Source organism: Micromonospora orduensis, from assembly GCF_006228125.1.
In the GTDB taxonomy this organism is placed as follows: Bacteria; Actinomycetota; Actinomycetes; order Mycobacteriales; family Micromonosporaceae; genus Micromonospora; species Micromonospora orduensis.
The window spans coordinates 51,552-71,875 of record NZ_VDFY01000208.1 but is presented as its reverse complement, the minus strand read 5'-3'; the positions used below and the strand labels follow the sequence as shown (position 1 = coordinate 71,875).

Genomic DNA, 20,324 nt, shown 5'->3' with positions numbered 1-20,324 from the left:
GACACCGCCCCGCCCGGACCTGCGCGGTTACGGCTCCTAAACGACGGTCAGCCCGGTCGAGGAGCCGTACCGTACCGGAATGGGGTCGGTGAGTTCCCCGACGAACGTCTCGTCGACGTGGTCGAGGAAGCCGATGAGGGACCAGTCGTCGGCGGGCCCGGGGACCAGCCGGGGCGCGTACAGGTGCGGGTGTGCGAACGGCTGGGCGGACGCGATGTCCCACGGGCCGAGGGTGGTCTCGCCGGTCGCCACCCAGATCCGGTGGTCGTCCCGCCGGGCGCTGCCGGTGGCGTCGGTGGAGAACAGCAGCAGCGGCTGTCCGTCGAGGACCGCGACCTGGGGCACCTCGAGGTGGCCGAAGCCGGCCGGCGTCGACAGGGGTGGCCGCACCGTCCAGGTCAGCAGGTCGCTGGAGGTGGCGTGACCGACAACGCCGCGCGTGTCCGCCGGACCGGTGTTGGCGCGGGCGGTGATGAGCATGTGCCACCCCGCGCCGTCCGGGTCGGGGAAGACCCACGGGTCACGCCAGGCCTGCTCGTACCACAGGTCCGTGTCGAGCAGCTCGTACCACGTGGGGTCGGCCTGGACGATCGGCTCGGTGCCGTGCCGGTGCCAGGTCGTCAGGTCGTCCGAGACGGCCAGACCGATGCGCTGGACGAGCCCGCCCTCGGCGTGACCGACGCCGGTGTAGAAGAGGTACCACAGTCCGTCCGGGCCTCGGACGGTGCAGCCGGTCCAGGTCGCCAGGTCGTCCCAGCCGGGAGCGTCGGAGGGGACCACCGCGTCGGCGACCAGGCGCCACGAGCGCAGGTCCGCCGAGACGGCGTGGCCGATCGTGGCACGGCGGTGGCGTCGGTGCGGATCGTGCAGGGCACGGGACGCGCGCAGGAAGAAGACGTGCCAGAGGCCGTCGTCGTCCCGCGCGTACCAGCTGTCCCACACCCAGTGGTCGGCTAGACGAAGCATGGCCGGAAACCTAGCACTAAATCGTTTTAGCCAGCGAGGGCGTCGGACCCGTCGGGCCGGACCCAGGACGCGTCTACCCGGCGGGCGGCGCGAGGGACCTGCGTCGGCGCAGGGGCATCGGCACCAGCGCGTTGCCCGTCGGGGCGCCGTCCAGGAGCAGCTCGACCGCGCGTCGGCCCATCTGTTCGTGTGGCAGCGCGGTGGTGGCCAGACCCGGGCGCAGCCACGCGGCGATCGGGTCGTCGTCGAACGAGATCACCGAGATGTCGTCCGGGACGGTCAGCCCGGCCTCGCCGAGCGCCTGGTACGCGCCGAAGGCCAGGCGGTCGTTCATGCAGATGATCGCGCTGGGTCGGGGCGACCGGTTCAGGAGCCCACGCGTCGCGGCGTAGCCGTGCTCGGGCAGCCACTCGGTGCAGAAGCTCTCCGCCAGCAGGGTGACGCCGGCTTCGCCCAGCGCCTCCCGGATGCCGTTCAGGCGGGCCTCGGCGGCGAGCGACACCTCCGGGTCGCCCTCCTTGAGGCGGTTGCGGCCGATCAGGGCGATCCCGTCGCGGTGACCGTGTTCGAGCAGGACGGCGGCGACCGAACGGCCGGCCCGGTCGTCGTCGGGGAGTACGCACGGCAGGTCGTCGGAGCTGGTGGCGTTGAGCAGCACCACCGGGCCGCCCAGGATGGCCGGGGGCACCGTCAGTCGGCGGGTCGCCATCGCCGCGTAGATCACTCCGTCGACCTGCCGGTCGAGCATCGCCTCGATGGCGTACTGCTCGAACGTGGCGTCGCCCTGTGTCTCGGTGATGAGCAGCACGTGGTCACGTTCCCGAGCGGCGTCGAGCGCGCCCCGGATCAGGCCGCCGGCGAACCGGGTGGTGGCGACGATGTCGGAGACGAACGCGATGGTCGCGGTCTTGCGGGTACGCAGGCTGCGCGCGGCGACGTTGGGCCGGTAGCCGAGCTCCTCGGCGGCGGCGAACACGCGTTGGTGCGCGTCGGCCGAGAGGCGGGTGCCCTCCCTGCCGTTGAGCACCATCGACGCGGCGGTCTTGGACAGCCCGGCTCGCCGCGCGACGTCGGCCAGGGTTGCTCTGTTGCGGCCCATCAGTCCTCCGAATCAGGCGCGGTGCCACGGGCCCGCTCCTGCCCATCATGATGCGTCGGCGTCCGACGACACGTCCGGCGGGGTTGTGAACCCGGTGTTTCCGGACCGTTGCCAACTTGTCCTTGACAGCTTCCCGTGCCACGCGCATGCTCTGCTAAATCAGTTTAGCGACCACCTTTTGCACGTGGAGACACACCTCGTGGCCGTTCCCGCGGCCCCGAAATTTCCGGTGGGAGCGGTCGCGCGGCCGACGGCCGCGCGACGCGCGGAGGAGTCAAGGAGTCGTGAAGTGGCAGAGTTGTTGACCAGGTTCCCGCGACGTCGGATGGCGGTCCTCGCCCCGCTGCTCGCCGTCGGGCTGGCCGCGACGGCCTGTAGCGCGCCGGGCGCGGACAGGTCGTCGACCGCGGAGTCCGACGCCGTCGTCAAGACGGACCTCGGGACCGAACCGATCACCCTGGAGATGTACGCCGAGACCGGCTTCCCCCTCGCCAAGGCCCTGGCCGACGAGTTCTCCAAGCAGCACTCGAACGTGAAGTTCAACATCCGTGAGGACCAGTTCACGGTCATCGTGGAGAACGCGCCGCGGGTGATGGCCTCGGACAACTCGCCCGACATCATCCGGCTCCCCACCATGGTCGACCTGGTCAAGGACGACCTGCTCAAGAACCTGGACCCGTACTTCACCGCGTACGGCTGGGACAAGTTCCCCGCCTCTCAGCTGATGCAGCTGCGGGTCGGCGAGAACACCCGCGGCACCGGCTCGCTGTACGGGATGGGGCTCGGCTACAGCGTGACCGGCGTCTTCTACAACAAGAAGCTGGCCGCCCAGGTCGGCATGACCCAGCCGCCGGCCACCGTCGCCGAGTTCGAGCAGCTCCTGGCGAAGGCGAAGACCAGCGGCGTACAGCCGATCATGCAGTTCAACAAGAACACCGCGGGTATCAACTTCCCGCACCAGGCGTTGCAGAACCAGTTCGGCGACCCGACCCAGGTCGCCGACTGGATCTTCCAGAAGCCGGGGGCCACATTCGACACCCCGGCCGCGTTGAAGGCCACCCAGACCATCCAGAAGTGGGCCCAGGCCGGCTACTTCCCCAAGGACGCCAACGCCCTGGACTACGCCGCCATGGTGGGGGAGTTCCAGAAGGGCAACGGCCTGTTCATGTTCAACGGCGACTGGGAGTCGGCCAACCTCGACAAGTCGATGCCCGGCAACGTGGGCTTCTTCCTGTTCCCCGCCGAGACCGCCGGTGGCAAGCACGTCGCGATGTCCGCCCCGAACACCTTCGGTGTCTCCGCCAAGGCCAAGAACCCGGACGCCGCCGCCTACTTCCTGAACTGGGCCCACACCAACGCCAAGGCCCGCGAGATCGCCGTCACCGTCGGCGGGTCCAGCCCCGGCGGGCCGAGCGACCTGCCGGTGCCGGCCGCCGCTCCGAACACCGTGCTGGCCGAGACGCTGAAGGCGTCCCAGCAGCTCGGCGCGGAGAACGGCGCGGTGGACTTCACCGCCAACGCGACAGGTGGCATCTTCGCCGCCGCGATCACGCCGGAGATGCAGAAGCTGGTCGCCGGCCAGCAGACGCCCGAGGGGTACGTGAAGGCGGTCCAGGCCGAGTACGCGAAGGAACTGTCCCGATGACGTCTGCCCTCGGCAGCGCACCAACCGGGCGGGACGACCGGGTGTCGTCACCGGGTCGTCCCGCCCGTCCCACGCCCGCGCGGGCCCACCGACGTCGGTGGGCCCGCGCGGGCGGGACCGGCTGGTTGTACGTCCTGCCCGCCCTGGTGATGTACGCGGTCTTCGTGCTGCGCCCCCTCGCCCTGACCGTCCAGTACTCGTTCTACGACTGGAACGGCATCGGGGTGGCCCGGTGGACGGGCCTGGACAACTACCTCACCGTGTTCACCGACAGCGATCTGCTGAAGATCATCTCCAACGCGATCATCCTGATCGTCTTCTTCAGCTTCATCCCCGTCGCGCTCGGGCTGTTGGTGGCGAGCATGGTCCGCCGGGTCACCACCGGCACGTTCGGGACGGTCGTCCGCACGGTCCTGTTCCTGCCGCAGGTCATCCCCCTGGTGGCGGCGGGCATCGCGTGGAGCTGGCTGCTCTCCTCGAACGGCCTGATCAACCAGACGCTGCGCGCCGTCGGGCTGGGCGGCGTCGCCCGCGCGTGGCTCGGCGACTTCGGCACGGCGCTGCCGGCCGTGGGCGTGATCGGCGCGTGGGTCCTGCTCGGCCTCTGCACCATCCTGCTCGTCACCGGCATGAGCAAGATCGACCCGGCCCTCTACGAGGCCGCCCGCCTGGACGGCGCCGGGCCGGTCCGCGAGTTCCTCGCGGTGACCCTGCCCAGTCTGCGGCAGGAGATCGGCGTCTGCCTCACCGTCACGATCATCGCCGCGCTGGCCAGCTTCGACATCGTCTACATCTCCACCAGCGGCGGCCCCGGCCTGCAGACCACCGTTCCCGGTCTGGAGATCTACCGGCTGGCGTTCTCGCAGCGGCAGGTCGGGCTCGCCTCGGCGCTCGCCGTCGTCCTCATGGTGCTGGTGCTGGTGTGTGTGCTGCCGATCCAGCGTCTGACCCGAGGGGAGAAGCCGTGAACCTGAGCCGACGTGAACAGGTGACCGGACGGGTCTTCCTGATCGCCCTGATCCTCGTCACCCTGCTGCCGTTCGTGAGCATGCTCTCGGCGGCGTTGCAGCCGCGCGGCACCGTACCCAGCGGGCTGGCCTGGCCGTCGGACCCCCAGTGGGGAAACTTCGCCGACGCCTTCACCGCCGCCAACATGGGCGCCCTGCTGCGCTCCAGCCTGCTCATCGTGGCGGGTGTCGTACCCGTGTCCGTGCTCATCGCCACGATGGCCGGCTTCGGGCTCGGCCAGCTGCGGGTGCCCGGCGGCCGGATCGTCTTCGGCCTCCTCCTGCTCGGTCTGACCCTGCCCTTCGAGGCCGTGGTCACCCCGCTCTACTACCAGATGCAGGGTCTCGGCCTGCTCAACACCCGGTGGGCCATCATCCTGCCGCTGATCGGCCTGTACATGCCGTTCGCGGTCTTCTGGATGCGGGCGCACTTCACAAACGTGCCGGTCGAGCTGTCCGAGGCGGCGCGGGTGGACGGCAGCAGCACGTGGCAGCTCTTCTGGCGGGTCCAGGTGCCGCTCGCACGCCCGGCCATCGCCTCGCTGACGATCCTGATGTTCCTCTGGACGTGGAACCAGTTCCTGCTGGCCATCGTCCTGGTCGACGACGCCACCAAACGCACGATGGCCGGCGCGCTCGGGGCGTTCCAGGGCCAGTGGGGCACCGACCTGGTGCTCCTGTGCGCCGGATCGCTGTTGATCCTCACCCCCACCCTGATCGTGTTCCTGATCTTCCAGCGACAGTTCATCAAGGCCCTGATCCAGGGGTCACTGAAGGGATAGGCAGTGGTCACACAGCCGCAGATCCACGGCGACGTCGACGAACGCTACGGACGCGTCGCCGACGTCTTCCGCGACAACTTCGCCTCCAGGGGAGACGTCGGCGCGGCGGTCACCGTCTACGTGCGGGGTCGCAAGGTCGTCGACCTGTACGGCGGGATCGCCGACACCCGCACCGGCCGGCCCTGGGACGCGCACACGCCCGTCGTCGTCTTCTCCTGCACCAAGGGAATCCTGGCGATCTGCGCGTACCTGCTCGTGCAGCAGGGTCGGCTCGACCTCGACGCTCCGGTGACGCGCTACTGGCCGGAGTTCGGGCAGCACGGCAAGGAGCACATCCCCGTGCGCTGGCTGCTCACCCACCAGGCGGGCCTTCCCGCCCTGGACCGACCCCTGACCCTCGACGAGGTCCTCGCCTGGGATCCGGTCATCAAGGCGATCGAGGCGCAGGCCCCGCTGTGGCAGCCGGGCACCGCGCACGGCTACCACTCGATGACCTACGGCTGGCTGGTCGGCGAGGTGATCCACCGCATCACCGGCCAGCTGCCCGGCGCGTTCTTCCGGGACACCGTGGCCGGGCCCCTCGGCCTGCGTACCTGGCTCGGGCTTCCCGCCGCCGAGAACGACAGCGTGGCCTGGGGACTGGCGCCACCACCGGACGCCGCCCCGTTCGTCGACCCGGTCGCCGAGCGGGGAATCACCATGGGTGGCGCCTTCGCCTTCCCCGCCGACGCCGACGGCCTGGTCAGCTTCAACGACCCCGCCATCCGGGCCGCCGGCATCCCCGGCGCGGGCGCGGTGAGCACCGCGGACGGCCTGGCGCGTCTCTACGCCGCCTGCGTCTCCACAGTCCGGGACGAGCCCCTGCTCAGTGGGGCGTCCCTCGACGACGCGACGGTCGTCCGGTCGCGCGGTCAGCAGCGGCACGGCCCGCCGGACACCGGACAGCGCTGGGGCAGCGGCTTCCTGCTGCACTCCCCGCCGGCCCGGCCGCTGCTCGGTGAGCGCAGCTTCGGCCACGACGGCGCCGGCGGGAACCTCGCCTTCGGCGACGCGGATCACCAGGTCGGGTTCGGTTACGTGGTCAACCAGATGCGCGGCGTCGGCGACGACCGCGCGAACTGTCTCACCGCCGCCGTCCGGGACTGCCTCGACGCCTGACCCGCTCGCCCGCGCCGACGACCCGGGGCTCCCCGGTGTGTCCGCTGCCGCGTCGACACCGCGGAGCCCCGCGTCGCGTGCCCGGCCTCAGTCCGCCGTCTTGTCCTGGTCGAGCAGCCAGCGAAGGATGCCGCCGTCCTCGTAGGTCGGGCCGAACGCCGCGTGGTAGTCCGGCAACGAGAACGACCCGTCGGCGTACTCGGTGTAGCGGACCAGGTCGGCGGCCTGCTCCGGGGTCCGGCCCCGAGCCTCGTACGCCTGCCGCAGCAGCGCCGAGGAGTTCCGCGCACCGGAGACGTTGAGCAGGTGGTCGTGCTCGCCGTGCGTGATCCACAGTGGGATCTCGGCCGCCGCGATGGCGGTGGCCTGCGTCGCGTTGACCGGGAAGCCGCCGGTCACCAGTCCGCCGGCGAACAGGTCCGGTCGCTTCGCGAACGCCGCCCAGAGCAGCTGGGAGCCGTACGACACGGTGGTCGCGTACACCCGGCTGGTGTCCACGGCGAACTGCTTGACGAAGTCGTCGAGCAGCTTGACCAGCAGGTCCGCCTCGGCCGCTCCGCCGACCCGCTGGTGCTGCGGCGCCAGGACGATCACGTCCTCGGAGGTGCCGGTCCACTCCGGTTGAAGCCACGCGGTCGCCGGGATGTCGGCGGCGAGCTGGACGCCGAGGTTGTCGCCGTCCCAGCCCATCCCGTGGCCCGGCAAAACGACCATGAGCGGGTATTCACGTCCGGGCTGGTAGTTCTTCGGCAGGTGGTAGTGGTACGGCAGCACCATGCCGCCGCTGAGGAAGGAGCCGTAGGTGAACTCGTCGACCAGCCGGTTGACGGGCTTCTCGGTGAGCGGGCGGGACTCCCGAGGGGTCGCCCTGGCCAGCACCGGCCCCTTGCCGGACCCGCGGCCCGGCTGGCCGTGCACGTCCTTGCGCTGCACCACCCGGGTCGGCAGCTCGGGGTTGACCTTCACCGTGCACAGGAACGTCGGGCACTTGGAGACGATGACCGTCCAGCCACCCGGGTCGGCCGGGTCCAGCTCCACGATGACGTACCTGCCGGGTGCCGACCGCTGGTCGGCCCGGGTGTCCGGTACGCCGTTGGTGTAGGTGTGCGTGACGGTCCGGTCGGCGAGCTTCGGCAGGTCCTCGATGGGGTTGAACCGGAAGTTGTAGATCGTGTCGGCCACCGTGAACGTGGTGTTGTCGAGGCTGCGGGGGTTCACGGTGTCGGCGTACTCGATCGCCACCGCGGAGACCTTCTGCCCGTACGTCTGGACGGTGGTGATCGGAGTGATGCTGCGGATTCCGTCCTCGCGCGGGCCGCCGTCCGGGATGGCGTACGCCGTCCCGGAGGCGGCGGTCAGAACGAGGGTGGCGACGAGCGGGATCAGTCCTCTTCGCAGTCTCACGCGAGTCCTTTCTCGAAGGAGGTCCGGGTCGGTGCGGCACGGTCGCTAAACTGATTTAGCAGAGCATGGGGGTCGGCTCGGGACGTGTCAATACCTGGCCCCGGCCACAAACCGGGAGACCGTCGGGTGATGACGTCGACGCGCAGCGGTGACTCGCCTGGGCGGCGTTTCATGCGGGGAGTCGACAGGTCCTCGGACGCGGCCCAGCGCTGCCCACGGGCCAGGGGCAGTTCCCGGGCGACGATGACGGCGGTGACCGCGAGCGCGCCTGGCACGCTCATGGCGGGCTGCGCCCACGCGCGACAACGCTGAGCCGTTCGCATCTCGCCGACCAGCCGGCCGCCGGCCGCCCGGTCGGACAGCTCGACGACGAGCATCGGGCGACCAGCACCGTGACGGCCATCCCGGCCACGGATCGCGCCACCCGCACCCGGTCGGGCAGCGGCAGCCGAGCGGAGGTGCCGCCTCAGGTGCTCAACGGGCTCTCTTCGTCGGCCGCTTGCGCGGCGGCGTCAACAGGTCGGCGATCGCCCCGATGGCGGACGGCACCAGACTGTAGTACGCCCAGACGCCGCGCTTGTCACGCTCGAGCAGGCCGGCCTCGGTGAGGATCCGAAGGTGATGGCTCACGGTCGGCTGGGAGAGGCCAAGCGGCGCGGTGAGGTCACTCACCGAGGCCTCTCCCTCCGGAGCGGACTGGATCAGGCTGAGAAGTCGCAGCCGAGCCGGGTCGGCGAGTGCCTTGAGCACTCCCGCGAGTCGCTCGGCGTCGACGCGCTTGATCGGCTCGCCAACCAGCGGCGAGATAGCAGGCATATCGGTTTTCGCAGCTCCCACGCCCCCCATCGTCCCACCAACACCTGGAATTGACGTGTGGAACCGCCACGAGTACCTCGAAGGCGTCATCCGGCGGTGTCCACGTCGGCCACCAGACGCGCACGGTCGACGTACTCGTCGTCACGGGTCGGAACAGGAGACCTGTAGCATGCGGCGGACGACGGGCGACAGTCGGAGCGCGCTCCGACACGACTCGCCGCGACCGTGCCGGACCGGCGGTCGCGGTGCCGGTGCGGCCGGGGTCGCAGTGAGAGAGGAACCTGCTCGGCGTGTTCCAGGAACCGGACCGGAGTCAGATGACCGGCGGAGAGTCACTCAACGGGACGCGCCGCGGCGCGTCGGACACGCCCGCGCCGGAGGCGTGGGACGCGGAACTTGCCAGGGCGGTACGGCGGGTCGCCGTGGTCCGTACGGGGTTCTACGTCGTCGTCCTGCTGATCGCCCTCGGTGGTCAGGTGTCCGGGGCGATGGAACGGCTCGACATGCCCTGGTACGTGGCGCTCCCCGCCGTCGGCGCGCTGGAGCTGGGCGGTGTCGTGGTGCTGGCGAACGCCGACCTGCGGCGCCGGCTCGGCGAACAGGCGATCCTGTCCCGCGTGCTGTCGGGCGCCATCGCCGTCGCCGCCGTGGCCTTCAACTGGCTGGCACACAGCAACCACCTCGAGGGCGGCTTCTACGCCGGCATGTCCCTGCTCGGCTATCTGGTCTGGCTGATGAACACCGGGAACCAGCGGCGGGACCGGCTGCGCGCCAAGCGGCAACTGCCGCCCACGACGCCGGCGTACGAGCCGGTGGGGCACTGGTTGCGACACCCCTGGCTGACCCGTCGTGCCCGCTCGCTGGCCAAGGCCGACCCGGGCCTCGGGCTGTACGCGTCGCTCGACGCGGCCCGTGCGCAGATCCGCGCGGAACGGCGGCAGGCCGCGCTCAGCAAGGTGCTGCACCGCAAGATCACCCGAGCGTTGGACGCCACCACCGCCGACATCGCCGTCGCGGTGTACGACCTCGACGAGATCGCCCGACGGTTGGCCGAGCACGCGGACTACGACGGGTTGACCGCGCTGATCGCCGCCGATCTGGCGCCCGCGCGGGTACTGGCCGGAAACCTGCCGACGAACGGCCGCCGGCGACTGTGGCGTCGCTCCGGCCAACCGGACCCGGTCGCGCTGGCGTCGGCCGCGCGGCTGCTCGCCGACGCCCCGGAGCGGCTGCTCCCGGCCGTACCCGAGCCGGCCGTGGTCGCGGCGCCCGAGCCCGTCACGCCCCCGGTCGACGACGACCGGGACGGGCCGCCGGCTGACCTCTTCGAGCGTCCCAAGACCATCGAGCGGGTCGGCGACGGCGCCGAGCGACCGACGGCACGGCGCTCCCGGGCGACACCGGACCGTGGCGGCCAGCCGGCGTCGCGGTCGGAGAACCCGGACCAGGCAGCCTCGACCGGCGATCAGACCGACCCGCCCCGCGCCTCGGACTGGGCCGCGCTGCACGCGGAACTCGCCCCGCTCCTGCCGGCCGCCGCGCCGCGCCGCACGACGCGCAACACGCCGGACCGGTCGGACACGGGCCGGGCGGAGGTGCCGTCGACCACGGACGCGCGGGTGGCCGCGGCAGCGTCGGCCGCCACACCGCCGGCAGCTACACCGCCGGCCGCCGCAGCGCCGGGCGCGACGAACCGCAGCGCCGCACCGACGCCGCGAACCGCGACCGGACGGGCCCGGGTGGCCCGGGTCGCCGAACCGGCGGGGGAGCCGGGACCGCTCGCCGCACACACCCGGGAGCTGCCCCTGGTGGTCGGGCGGGACCTGCCGGACCTCGTGGACGCGGCGGCGAACCGCGTCACGCCACCCGCCGTGTCGTCCGATCCGGTCCAGGGCGCCACCGAGCAACGACCAGCGCCGCGGCCCCGACAGCGCCGGCGTGACGACGCGGACCCGCGACCAGCCTCGGAGACCACTCGTCGCCGGTCGGCCACCCAGTCGGCCGAGGTCGGCCGACCCTGACCACGCGGCCCGACCGCGCCCACGCCGTACCCGTCGAGGCGGTCGGCGCAGGGGTGGGCAGGTGTGAGCGGGTCACGCGAGGGGTAGGGACAAAAGCCACGACGGCCGCTACCGGTGAGATCCTGCCGGGCACCTGACGGGGTGACCGCCGGTCCCTGGCCCCGACCTGCCGGCGTACGCCGGTCGACAAGGACTTCCGCGATGACGCAGCCGAATCTGGATCCCGCCGACGCGCTCGCCGAGCTGGGCCGGATCAGGCTGGACGAGACCAGCCTCGAGGACATGCTGCTCCGCACCGCCGAGCTGGCCAGCCGGAGCGTTCCCGGTGCCAGGGAGGTGTCGGTGACGCTCGTGCGGGGTCGGGTCGGTTGGACGGCCGCGTTCACCGGTGACCTCGCCCGTCAACTGGACGAGTGGCAGTACGAGCAGAACCGGGGTCCGTGCCTGGACGCCTCCGCCAGCGGCGACACCATCTCGGTGCCGGACATGGTGGCCGAGCAGCGCTGGCCGATCTGGGCGGCCGTCGCTCGAGCCGCCGGGGCCGAGAGTTCGCTGTCGATCGGGTTGCCGATCCAGGAGTCGGTGGTGGGTGCGCTGAACGTCTACGGTGCCTCGCCGAATGCCTTCGATCCGTCGGCGATCGCCGTCGCGGAGGGCTTCGCCGCGTACGCGGCGGTGGCGCTGGCCAACGCGCACCTGTACGACAGCGCCGCCACGCTGGCCGAGCAGATGCGGGAGGCGATGCGGAGCCGAGCGGTGATCGAGCAGGCCAAGGGAATCATCATGGGCGAACGCCGGTGCTCACCGGAGGAGGCGTTCGCGCTGCTGTCGAAGATCTCCCAGGACACCAACCGTAAGGTGCGCGACGTCGCGGAGGCCCTCGTCGCGAGGGCGGCGCGGGGTGCCCGGGTATGAGGTCGGGTCCGGACCAGCGATCCGACGGACTGACGGAGACGCTGCTCGCCCTCGCCAGCCTGCCCGACGCCTCTCCGGCGCTGCCGGAACACCTCAGCACGATCGTCCGGCTGAGCGCGTCGGTGGTCGGTCCGGTCGACTTCGCCTCGGTGACCGTGCCCGCCGGACGGGGGCACCGTACTGACGCCTCCAGCAGCGACGTGGCCGACGCCGTCGACGCGGCCCAGTACAGGGAGGAGGCCGGTCCCTGTCTGCTGGCACTGCACTCGGGCGAGACGGTCGGCGTACCCGATGTGGCCGGCGCGGTGGTGTGGCCCGGCTTCCGGGACGTGGCCTGGCGGTACGGGATCCGCGCCTCGCTGTCGATCCCCCTCTTCGCCGGCAGTGGCGCTCCGGTCGCCGGACTGAATCTCTACGCCCGTGAGGTCGTCGGCATGCGGCTGCTGATCCAGCGGGTCCAGGACTGTTACGAGGCTTCGCCCACCTCGGCCCGACCTCTGATGGATGCCGGCAGCGAACAGCTTCTGGCGGGGCTCGCGGGCGCGCTGCAAACCCGTGACCTCGTTCAACGGGCGCTCGGGGTGCTGATGGACCGGGACAACGTCCCGGTCGGCACGGCTTACCGGCGGCTCGTCGAGGAGGCCGGACCCGGCGGGTCGTTGACTGGTACGGCGACCGCCGTTCTCCGTCAGTACGCGCATTGACGCGGGTGTGGTGACGGCGAGGGGCCGACCGTGCCGGGACACGGGCGGCCCCTTCGCCTGGTGGCCTCGGGTCAGCTGTCCGCAGGTCTGCGCACCGCGTCCCGGAGCCGGTCGATGACGGCCAGCGCCGGACCGGCGGCCAGGTTGCCCGTCGCCGACTGGGTGCTGGGATGTGGCCGGGTCGGCGCGGTCTTCTCCGCCGCCCGGACGGCGGTGGCGAGGCTCCGCAGCCGCTCGGCCGGGACGTGCTGGCGCAGCTGGGGGAACTCGTAGCGCTCCTCGTAGCGGGCGTGGGTGAGCACGGCGTCGCGCAGCAGGATGACGCCGGTCTCGAAGCCGTCGGCGTCCACACCGCCCGCGATCAACGTCCGCAGCGTCTCCTTCGCCTGCCGCTCCTCCTCGAGCCGGTCGTCGACCATGGCGTCGCCACCACCGCCCGGCAGCCCGCGGGAGAGCGGATGGATGATCTCCTCCTCGGCGGTCTCGTGTGCGGCGAGCAGCTTGACCAGGTCGTCGAAGGCATCCCGGCGGGTGTCGCCGGTGCTGCCGATGACCAGCAGGAAGAGCTGCTCGACCTGGGCGTGCTGGGCGAGCAGCAGGTCCACCACGTCCTCCTCGGGGCCGGGCGTGGCCGGGGCACGGGTGTCAGGCATGGCTACCTCCCCGGGGACGCAGCGACTCGACCGGGTGCGGCCCTTCGGTCTCGATGCGGTACTCGTCGCCGAAGCGCTCCCGGTGCAGGTCGATGACCTGCTCGCTCGGCGGCTTCTGGCCGTCGTGCAGTTGCTGCTGCATCCACTCGAAGCGTTCGTGGGCCTCGCGGACGTAGCCCTCGCCGAGCTTGTTCAGGTCGATCTGGGTCGCCAGCAGGTGGCGCAGGTAGTCCTTGTTGGGCTCGAACGTCAGCGGCTCGGGTAGCCCGGCACTGCCCACGATCTCCTCGGGTTCCCGGCCGTCGTGCCGGCGCAGCAGGTCGGCGGCCTGCTGGAGGTGGGCCAGCTCCATCTGCAGGTGCAGCTCCCAGACCGCCTTGATCCGGGGGTCGCTCTCCTGCTGGAGGAACGAGTAGTAGAGCCAGCACTCGTTGTACTCGTGGGTGAGCAGCCGCTCCCACCAGTTCTCGCCCGGGTCCAGCAGCGACTCGTAGTGGGTGACGTGTTCCTGCTCGATCAGGCTGATCTCCTGGTAGAGCTGGCGCGCGATCGGCTCCATGTACTGCGGGCCGACGTTCATGTAGTAGAACATCACCTGCTGCTCCGCCGAGAGGATCGTCAGCGCGTGCAGCTTGGATCGTGGGTCCACCGAGTCGCGGTCGTACGGGGTGCGGACCTCGTCGAAGGGGTGCCGGTGCTCGACGATGGTCGGCCGCCCCGGCATGACCTCGGTGAGACCGTTGACGATCTTCTCCGCCTTGCGCCGCTCGACCATCTCGTAGAGGTTGGCGTAGCGGTACAGGTGGTCGAAGTCCTCCAGTACGCCGAACTCATAGGCCTGCTTCAGGTACGGGTCCGGCTCGTGCCGGGCCACCCAGGCGGTGAGGTCGACGGCCACCTGCTCGTAGCCGAGCGTCGTCTCCAGGACGCTGGCGACACCGGGTAGGAGCCAGTTCACCACCCGCTGCTGCTGGCTCTCCACGTACCGGACGTAGGCGAGCTGCCGGCGGACCTCCTGGTCCGGACAGTTCCGGGCGAACTGGTGCTGGAAGTTGATGGCCTCGACCTCGATGCCGTTCATGGTGATGATCCGGCAGCGGGTGTACGGGTCGACGGCCTCGGGGCCGATCGGCTCCACGTTCAGTTCGCGCCAGTTGCGGATCTGGCTCTCCAGTGGGATCCCCTTGTGATCCAGTGGATTGAACATGTCTCTCCTTCAGCTGGGGGAATGTGGGCGCTGTCCGGCCAGGCGGTCTGCGGACGTTCGCGCCGGTGGGGGGCGGGCAAGCCGCAGGACGACGCCAGTGGGCGCAGCGCCGCCCGGCCTGGGCGCACCGTCGAGGTCCAGGTGAGGCATCACCCCGGCCGCGCCGAGGACGCGGAGCACGAACGGTGAGGGGTCACGCAGCGTGAGCCGGGCTCCGGCCGAGGTGACGAGTTTGCTGGCCTGGAGCAGGGCGGTGATCCCGTGTGCGCCGAGGAAGCGAACCGCCGACAGGTCCACCGCGATCAGGGGTACGGGCGACTGGCACAGAAACTCCACCAGCTCGGGGAGCAGGTGGGCGTTGCTCATGTCGATCTCACCGGCGACGGTGATCAAACTGGTGGAGCCGTCGCGGCTCCAGGCCAGGGACATGATCGGCGTGTGCAGGCCGGGTGGTAACGGCCGGCGGTCGGGGAATTGGTCTGTCACATGCTGTCTCCGCCCTCGACGAGGGTGGCCCACCCGCCGGCGCGGTGCCGAGGCAGGGTTGACCACTGGAGGGCGCATGTCTTGACCCGACAGTCACCCTACCCGCCGTCCGCGGAGGTGAAACAGCCGGTCGTCGGGGCGGCGTGGCGCGGACAGAGCCGCGTACCGGGAGCGGGTGGTTAGCTGTGCGGATGACGACCCCGGTCTCCCTCGGTACCTGGCCGACCCCCCTGGAGGCCGCGCCGCGCCTCGCCGCCCGGCTGGGGCTGGCGGAGTTGTGGTTCAAGCGCGACGACCTCGGTGGGCTCGGCGGAGGTGGCAACAAGATCCGCAAGCTGCGCTACACCTGCGCGGAGGCGGTAGCCCTCGGTGCCGCCACGGTGATCACCTCGGGTGGGCCGCAGAGCAACCACGCGCGACTGACCGCCGCAGCGGCGGCACGTCTGGGCCTGGCCTGCGTGCTGGTGCTCGCCGGTCCGCCCGCCCAGGACCGGCACGGCAACCTGCTCCTCGACGAGCTGGCCGGCGCGGAGATCGTCTGGAGCGGGGACCGGCCGCTCGCCGAGGTGGTGGCGGTCGAGGCGGAGAGACGGTCGGCGTATGTCATTCCGTTGGGCGGGTCCTCGCCCGCGTCGGTCCAGGGCTACGTGGACTGTGGCCGGGAGCTGCGCGCCCAGGTGCCGGACATCGACGGGGCCGAGGTCGTGGTGGCGCTCGCCTCCGGCGGCATGATGGCCGGGCTGGTCCGCGAGTTGGGCGCCGAGCGGGTGATCGGCGTGGACACCGGTGCGGTACCCGACCCCCGCGCCACGGTTGCCGGCCTGCTGGGTGGTCAGGTCGAGCCGGCCGCGTTGCGCATCGACGGGTCGCAGGTGGGCGAGGGTTACGGCACGGTCACCGACGCCGTGCGGGCGGCCCTGTACGCGACCGCCCGCGAGGAGGGCGTGTTCCTGGATCCGACGTACACGGGTCGGGCGATGGCGGCGTTGCTGGCCGGCAGCTTCCCGCACGGCGACCGGGTCGTCTTCGTGCACAGCGGTGGACTGCCGGGACTCTTCGGTCATCCCGAGGTCGGGGACCTCACTCCGGCCGGTCCGACTCCTTAATGACCCGGACGGAGTCGAGGTGGCGACGGTTCACGCCCGTGTGACGCGCTCCTCGGCCCCGGGCTCGGGGGCCGCAGCCCGTACGCCTCCCGGCGGGGGAGCGCAGGGCGGTGCCGGGGGGCGCAGCAGGCGTCACCTCGCCAGGCGTCGCGGAGAACTGCCAGGCGACCGCCGCGGCCGAGGCCACCATCGGACCGGTACGGAGCCGTTCCGGCCCGGATCGGAGTGGGCGTACATGCTCAGCGGCAGCTGCCGTATCAGCGCCGTCGACCATGAGGGGCGCAACTTCATCGAGGACGTCAAGGCGGGCGACCTGTGGTTCTTCCCGCAGGGGGTGCCGCACAACATCCAGGCACTCGACGACGGGGCGCAGTTCCTGCTGGTCTTCGACGACGGTGCCTTCTCGGAGAACAACACGTTCCTGCTCAGCGACTTCTTCGCGCACACGCCCCGGCACGTGCTGGCGAAGAACTTCGGCTGGACGAGGGAACAGATGGAGAACCTGCCCGAGCGGGAGAAGTACATCTTCCAGGGCGACGTCCCGCCGCCCCTGCAGAGCGACCGGGTGCTCAGCCCCACCGGCGACATCCCGCGCAGCTTCAAACACCGGATGACCGCCCAGACCCCGCAGCGCTTCCGTGGTGGATCGGTCCGGATCACCGACTCGACCAACTTCGCCGCGTCCACCACCGCCGCCGCCCTCGTGGATGTTGAACCCGGGGGGATGCGCGAGCTGCACTGGCATCCGACCAACGACGAGTGGCAGTACTACATCTCGGGCACCGGACGGATGGGCGTGTACGCGGCCCAGGCCAGCGCCCGCACGTTCGACTTCCAGGCCGGCGACGTCGGCTACGTGCCCTTCGCCTACGGCCACTACATCGAGAACACCGGTGACGAGCCGCTGGTGTTCCTGGAGATGTTCAAGCATCCCCGGTTCGAGGACATCTCGGTGATGCAGTGGATGGCGAACACACCCCACGAGATCATCGCCGACACGATCAACGTGGAGAAGTCGATCATCGACGAGCTGCCGGCCACCAAACAGACAGTGATCTGACCGTACGCGAGGTCCCGGCGACAACTATCCCTGACGTGCGACATCGGCACGACAACAGCTGACCGGTACGTCCGTCGGGTTGCCGACGGCCCGCGAACGCGGGTGGGGGATGCTGGGTGCGTGCAGATCACGATCCTCGGCCCGCTCGCCGTCGACGGTCGACCGGTCCGGGGCGAGCGGCTCGCGGCCGTGGTGCGCGCGCTTGTCGACGCGCGTGGGCGGGCGGTCTCCACCGCGCTGCTCGTGGACGCCGTGTGGGACGGCGCCCCGCCGGACGACGCGACAGGCGCCGTCCAGGCGCTGGTGTCGCGGGTACGCCGTCTCGGGCTGCCGGTCGTCGCGGTGCCGGGCGGATACCGGCTGCCATCCGACCAGATCACCGTCGACGTGGTCGAGGCGCGGGCACTCGTCGAGCGGGCGAACTCCGCGCTCCGGGCCGGGGATCCGTCGGCTGCCCGGGACGCGGCCGACCGGGCGCGGGAGTTGTTCCCCGAGGTCCCGGATCTCGACGCCACCGAGGACGCCCGCCTGTTCGCCGACGTCGCCGCGCTGCGCGCGCGGGCGGCGCTCGCCGGTGCGGGGCCGTTCGACGAGGCGGACCTGCGCCGGCTCGCCGCGCGTACCCCGCCGGACGAGCCGTCGGCCGCGCTGCTGGTCCGGGTGCTCGCCGCCCAGGGCCGCGACGCCGAGGCCCTGGAGGTGATCGAGCGGCTGCGCGCCGACCTGGCCGACCGGTACGGCACCGACCCGTCGCCGGTGATCGCCGAGGTCCACCTGGCCCTGCTGCGCGGCGAACTCACCACCCCGACCGTCGTGGCGCCGACCCGGCAGCCGGCACGGATCACGTTGCCCGCCGCGTGGCGCCGGCCACTGACCGCCCTCGTCGGGCGGGAGCGTGACGTCGAAGCCGTCACCGACGCGTTGACCGGGACGGCGCTGGTGACGATCGTGGCGACCGGCGGGGCGGGCAAGACCCGCCTCGCCGCCGAGGTGGCGCGGCGCGCGGCGGCGGCCGGGCAGGCGGTACGCGTGATCGAGCTGGCCGGTCTGCGCTCACCCGACGAGGTGCTGCCCACGGTGCTCGCCGCGCTGGGCGGTGCGGACACGTCGGCGACCGGCGGCAACCTGGGTCTGGAACGGCGGGTCCTCAACCCGGTGGAGCGGCTGCGCGCCGTGGCGCCGGACCTCGACGGGCTGCTGGTGCTGGACAACTGCGAGCACGTCCTCGACGCGGCGGCCACCGTCGTCGCGGACCTGGTGGCGGTGACGTCCGCGGAGGTCGCTGTCCTCGCGACGAGCCGGGCGCCGCTGGGCCTGGCCGGCGAACTGGTGCACCGGCTCACCGCCCTGCCGGACGCCGACGCGCTCGCCCTGATCGAGTCCCGGGCGCGGGCCGGCGGCGCGGTGCCGACCTGGGACGACGAACGGGCGCTCGCCCTGTGCCACCGGCTCGACAACCTGCCGTTGGCGCTCGAACTGGCCGCCGCGCGGCTGCGGCACATGCCGATCGACGACGTGCTCGCCGGTCTGACCGACCGGTTCGCGCTGCTCGACGACGCGCTGCGCGGCCTGCCGGAGCGGCACGCGAGCCTGTGGGCGATGGTCGACTGGAGCCGCGAGCTGCTCGCCCCGGACGACCGTGAGCTGCTCCAGCGGGTGGCGGTCGTCCCCGCCGCGTTCACCGCCGATCTCGCCGCCTCGGTCGCGGGAACCCCGGACGTACGGCGCGGTCTGGCGACGCTCGTCGAACAGTCCCTGCTGACCCTGGTCGAGGGGGAGGGGCCGCCCCGCTACCGGATGCTCGAAACCGTCCGCGAGTACGGCGAAGCCCGGCTCGACGCGGCCGGTGACCGGGACGCGGCCATGGCCGGCCTGGTCGACTGGGGCCGGACGGAGGCGGTGACGCTCGCCGACCGGTTCGTCGGCCCGGGTCAGATCGAGGCGCTCGCCCGCTGCGCCGCCGAGCAGGACAATCTGGTCGCGGCTCTGCGCTGGTCGCTCGCTGTCGACGACGAACCGGCCTCGGTCGACGTCGCCACCGCGCTGTTCCACCTGTGGTCCGTACGCGGCCTGCACCTGGAGGTCCTCGGCTGGGCGCGGGGCCTGCTGCACGTCGACGAGCCGCGGCGACGGCGACGCTCCGCGCTCCTGCACGGCCGGGCGACGGGGCGGCCACTGCCCGACGCCGACCGGATCGTCCGGACGGGCCTGCTGGTCGGGGTCAACGCCGGCATCAGCGGCGAGCTGCGGCTCGCCGCCATCGCCCGCCGGGCGCTGCGGACGGTACTCGCCGAACGGCCCACCCAGGTGTCGGTCCGGCAGACCGCGCTCGCGTCGGCGTTGCCGGAGTTCGACACGTCCGACCCGGAGCAGAGTGCGAAGGGCGTCACCGAACTGATCACCCACCCGGACCCGTACGTCCAGGGGCTCGGCTTCTTCGCCCGCGCCGCCATCCGGGAGAATGGTGGCATGCCCGAGGCGTCGGTGGTCGACGCCGAGCAGGCGTACGGCCGTTTCGAGGTGGCCGGTGACCACTGGGGGATGGCGATGGCGGCGGGAGCCGTCGGGCAGTTCCTCATGCCGCGCGACGACACCCGGTCGACCGACTGGCTGGCCCGCAGCATCCGGCACATGGAGCTGGTCGGCGCCGCGCAGGACGCCCGCTCGATCCGGGTCCGGCTGGACGTGCAGCTCGCCCTGACCGGCGACCGGGACGCGGAGCGGCGGCTCGTGGACACGGCGACGCTGGGCGAGGCCGAGGAGGTCGACGCCGCCCAGGCGCGGCTCGGGCTGGCTCACCTCGCGTGGCAGCGTGAGGGCTTCGACGAGGCCCTCGTCCACGCCGAGGGGGTGACCCGGCTCCTGGCCGCAGGGGCCGGCGCGCAGCCGCAGGCGCGTGTCGTCCTCCGGGTCGCGGTGGCCGTCCTGCGTCTGCGGCTGGGGCAGGTACGGCCGGACCCGGCCGCGGAGGCGGACGCCGCCGCGTTGCTGACGCTGTCCCGCGACGAGGCGTTCGCCTCCAGGGACCTGCCGGTGATCGGGGCGTGGGCGCTGGGCGGCGCCGAGCTGGCCGCCCACGGAGGTGACGGTCCGGTCGCCCGCGAACTGTTCGCGCTCGGCACGCGGATCGGCTCGCACGTCGGGTCGTTCTTCCCACCCGGGAACGCGGAACGGCTCACCGCCGCCCTCGGGGTCGAGGAGCAGCGTGAGCCGTTGCTGGCCGCGTGGCGCGAGCGGCCGGTCGCCGTCGTGGTGGCCCGCATCCGCGAGCTGATGGACGACCTGCTCGCGTAGG

General features: G+C 71.8%; 18 protein-coding genes. 10 read left to right on the top strand and 8 right to left on the bottom strand.

Annotated elements, in window-relative coordinates; genetic code table 11:
• Positions 1–36 precede the first annotated feature (36 nt).
• Both FHG89_RS24110 and FHG89_RS24105 read right to left on the bottom strand, forming a co-directional pair.
• Entirely contained in the window at positions 37–1,032 is a 996-nt protein-coding gene (locus FHG89_RS24110) for a family 43 glycosylhydrolase (RefSeq protein ID WP_280116086.1), read from the bottom strand.
• A gap of 7 nt (positions 1,033–1,039) precedes the next feature.
• Complete coding sequence (locus tag FHG89_RS24105; RefSeq protein ID WP_139586688.1) at positions 1,040–2,065, bottom strand: LacI family DNA-binding transcriptional regulator; 1,026 nt, start codon at positions 2,063–2,065, stop codon at positions 1,040–1,042.
• A gap of 289 nt (positions 2,066–2,354) precedes the next feature.
• On the opposite strand from FHG89_RS24105, the gene FHG89_RS24100 reads away from it, so the two are divergent.
• Genes FHG89_RS24100 through FHG89_RS24085 form a run of 4 tightly spaced genes read left to right on the top strand, consistent with a single transcriptional unit; the run spans position 2,355 to position 6,657 of the window.
• On the top strand, positions 2,355–3,710 hold the full coding sequence (locus FHG89_RS24100) for an ABC transporter substrate-binding protein (protein ID WP_139586687.1): 1,356 nt from the start codon (positions 2,355–2,357) through the stop codon (positions 3,708–3,710).
• Positions 3,707–4,678 (top strand): carbohydrate ABC transporter permease, encoded by a 972-nt coding sequence (locus tag FHG89_RS24095; RefSeq protein WP_139586686.1) that lies wholly within the window; start codon positions 3,707–3,709, stop codon positions 4,676–4,678. The genes FHG89_RS24100 and FHG89_RS24095 overlap by 4 nt, the downstream gene beginning before the upstream one ends.
• Positions 4,675–5,499, top strand: a complete 825-nt coding sequence (locus FHG89_RS24090) for a carbohydrate ABC transporter permease (protein ID WP_139586685.1) — start codon at positions 4,675–4,677, stop codon at positions 5,497–5,499. Before FHG89_RS24095 ends, FHG89_RS24090 begins: the two co-directional genes overlap by 4 nt.
• 3 nt (positions 5,500–5,502) lie before the next feature.
• Positions 5,503–6,657 (top strand): serine hydrolase domain-containing protein, encoded by a 1,155-nt coding sequence (locus tag FHG89_RS24085; RefSeq protein ID WP_139586684.1) that lies wholly within the window; start codon positions 5,503–5,505, stop codon positions 6,655–6,657.
• Between the two features lie 87 nt (positions 6,658–6,744).
• Here the strand turns inward: FHG89_RS24085 and FHG89_RS24080 are convergent, their stop codons facing one another.
• From FHG89_RS24080 to FHG89_RS24070, 3 genes are all read right to left on the bottom strand, one after another.
• Positions 6,745–8,061: a prolyl oligopeptidase family serine peptidase gene (locus tag FHG89_RS24080; protein WP_139586683.1), complete on the bottom strand. Its 1,317-nt coding sequence runs from the start codon at positions 8,059–8,061 to the stop codon at positions 6,745–6,747.
• Complete coding sequence (locus tag FHG89_RS24075; protein ID WP_139586682.1) at positions 8,058–8,438, bottom strand: hypothetical protein; 381 nt, start codon at positions 8,436–8,438, stop codon at positions 8,058–8,060. Before FHG89_RS24075 ends, FHG89_RS24080 begins: the two co-directional genes overlap by 4 nt.
• Before the next feature lie 97 nt (positions 8,439–8,535).
• Positions 8,536–8,877, bottom strand: a complete 342-nt coding sequence (locus tag FHG89_RS24070) for an ArsR/SmtB family transcription factor (protein ID WP_139586681.1) — start codon at positions 8,875–8,877, stop codon at positions 8,536–8,538.
• Positions 8,878–9,167: 290 nt separating this feature from the next.
• On the opposite strand from FHG89_RS24070, the gene FHG89_RS24065 reads away from it, so the two are divergent.
• The 3 genes from FHG89_RS24065 to FHG89_RS24055 all read left to right on the top strand — a co-directional run bounded on the left by FHG89_RS24065 (position 9,168) and on the right by FHG89_RS24055 (position 12,517).
• Positions 9,168–10,898 (top strand): hypothetical protein, encoded by a 1,731-nt coding sequence (locus FHG89_RS24065; RefSeq protein WP_139586680.1) that lies wholly within the window; start codon positions 9,168–9,170, stop codon positions 10,896–10,898.
• A 201-nt stretch (positions 10,899–11,099) separates the two neighbouring features.
• Complete coding sequence (locus tag FHG89_RS24060; protein WP_139586679.1) at positions 11,100–11,813, top strand: GAF and ANTAR domain-containing protein; 714 nt, start codon at positions 11,100–11,102, stop codon at positions 11,811–11,813.
• On the top strand, positions 11,810–12,517 hold the full coding sequence (locus tag FHG89_RS24055) for a GAF and ANTAR domain-containing protein (RefSeq protein WP_139586678.1): 708 nt from the start codon (positions 11,810–11,812) through the stop codon (positions 12,515–12,517). Before FHG89_RS24060 ends, FHG89_RS24055 begins: the two co-directional genes overlap by 4 nt.
• 71 nt (positions 12,518–12,588) lie before the next feature.
• On the opposite strand, the gene FHG89_RS24050 is transcribed toward FHG89_RS24055, so the two are convergent.
• From FHG89_RS24050 to FHG89_RS24040, 3 genes are read right to left on the bottom strand one after another with little or no spacing between them, the layout of a single operon-like run.
• The gene (locus FHG89_RS24050) at positions 12,589–13,170 is read right to left on the bottom strand and encodes a hemerythrin domain-containing protein (RefSeq protein ID WP_139586677.1); all 582 of its coding nucleotides are present in this window, start codon (positions 13,168–13,170) and stop codon (positions 12,589–12,591) included.
• A complete protein-coding gene (locus FHG89_RS24045) occupies positions 13,163–14,377 on the bottom strand; it encodes a hypothetical protein (protein ID WP_139586676.1) in 1,215 nt (404 codons plus the stop codon). Before FHG89_RS24045 ends, FHG89_RS24050 begins: the two co-directional genes overlap by 8 nt.
• A gap of 9 nt (positions 14,378–14,386) precedes the next feature.
• Complete coding sequence (locus FHG89_RS24040; RefSeq protein WP_167517506.1) at positions 14,387–14,863, bottom strand: STAS domain-containing protein; 477 nt, start codon at positions 14,861–14,863, stop codon at positions 14,387–14,389.
• A 191-nt stretch (positions 14,864–15,054) separates the two neighbouring features.
• Between FHG89_RS24040 and FHG89_RS24035 the strand changes: the two genes are divergently transcribed.
• The 3 genes from FHG89_RS24035 (at position 15,055) to FHG89_RS24025 (ending at position 20,323) form a co-directional block, all read left to right on the top strand.
• A complete protein-coding gene (locus FHG89_RS24035; RefSeq protein ID WP_139586674.1) occupies positions 15,055–15,969 on the top strand; it encodes a pyridoxal-phosphate dependent enzyme in 915 nt (304 codons plus the stop codon).
• On the top strand, positions 15,902–17,029 hold the full coding sequence (locus FHG89_RS24030; RefSeq protein ID WP_341874273.1) for a cupin domain-containing protein: 1,128 nt from the start codon (positions 15,902–15,904) through the stop codon (positions 17,027–17,029). The genes FHG89_RS24035 and FHG89_RS24030 overlap by 68 nt, the downstream gene beginning before the upstream one ends.
• 120 nt (positions 17,030–17,149) lie before the next feature.
• Positions 17,150–20,323 carry an ATP-binding protein gene (locus FHG89_RS24025; protein WP_139586672.1) on the top strand — a complete coding sequence of 1,058 codons (3,174 nt, stop codon included), beginning with the start codon at positions 17,150–17,152 and terminating at the stop codon, positions 20,321–20,323.
• Position 20,324 lies beyond the last annotated feature (1 nt).

What these genes read in the sequence shown, in the direction of transcription:
- FHG89_RS24105 (WP_139586688.1), bottom strand. Translation starts at nt 2,065, where the DNA reads ATGGGCCGCAACAGAGCAACCCTGGCCGACGTCGCGCGGCGAGCCGGG.
- FHG89_RS24095 (WP_139586686.1), top strand. Translation starts at nt 3,707, where the DNA reads ATGACGTCTGCCCTCGGCAGCGCACCAACCGGGCGGGACGACCGGGTG.
- FHG89_RS24075 (WP_139586682.1), bottom strand. Translation starts at nt 8,438, where the DNA reads ATGCTCGTCGTCGAGCTGTCCGACCGGGCGGCCGGCGGCCGGCTGGTC.
- FHG89_RS24070 (WP_139586681.1), bottom strand. Translation starts at nt 8,877, where the DNA reads ATGCCTGCTATCTCGCCGCTGGTTGGCGAGCCGATCAAGCGCGTCGAC.
- FHG89_RS24060 (WP_139586679.1), top strand. Translation starts at nt 11,100, where the DNA reads ATGACGCAGCCGAATCTGGATCCCGCCGACGCGCTCGCCGAGCTGGGC.
- FHG89_RS24055 (WP_139586678.1), top strand. Translation starts at nt 11,810, where the DNA reads ATGAGGTCGGGTCCGGACCAGCGATCCGACGGACTGACGGAGACGCTG.
- FHG89_RS24050 (WP_139586677.1), bottom strand. Translation starts at nt 13,170, where the DNA reads ATGCCTGACACCCGTGCCCCGGCCACGCCCGGCCCCGAGGAGGACGTG.
- FHG89_RS24045 (WP_139586676.1), bottom strand. Translation starts at nt 14,377, where the DNA reads ATGTTCAATCCACTGGATCACAAGGGGATCCCACTGGAGAGCCAGATC.
- FHG89_RS24035 (WP_139586674.1), top strand. Translation starts at nt 15,055, where the DNA reads ATGACGACCCCGGTCTCCCTCGGTACCTGGCCGACCCCCCTGGAGGCC.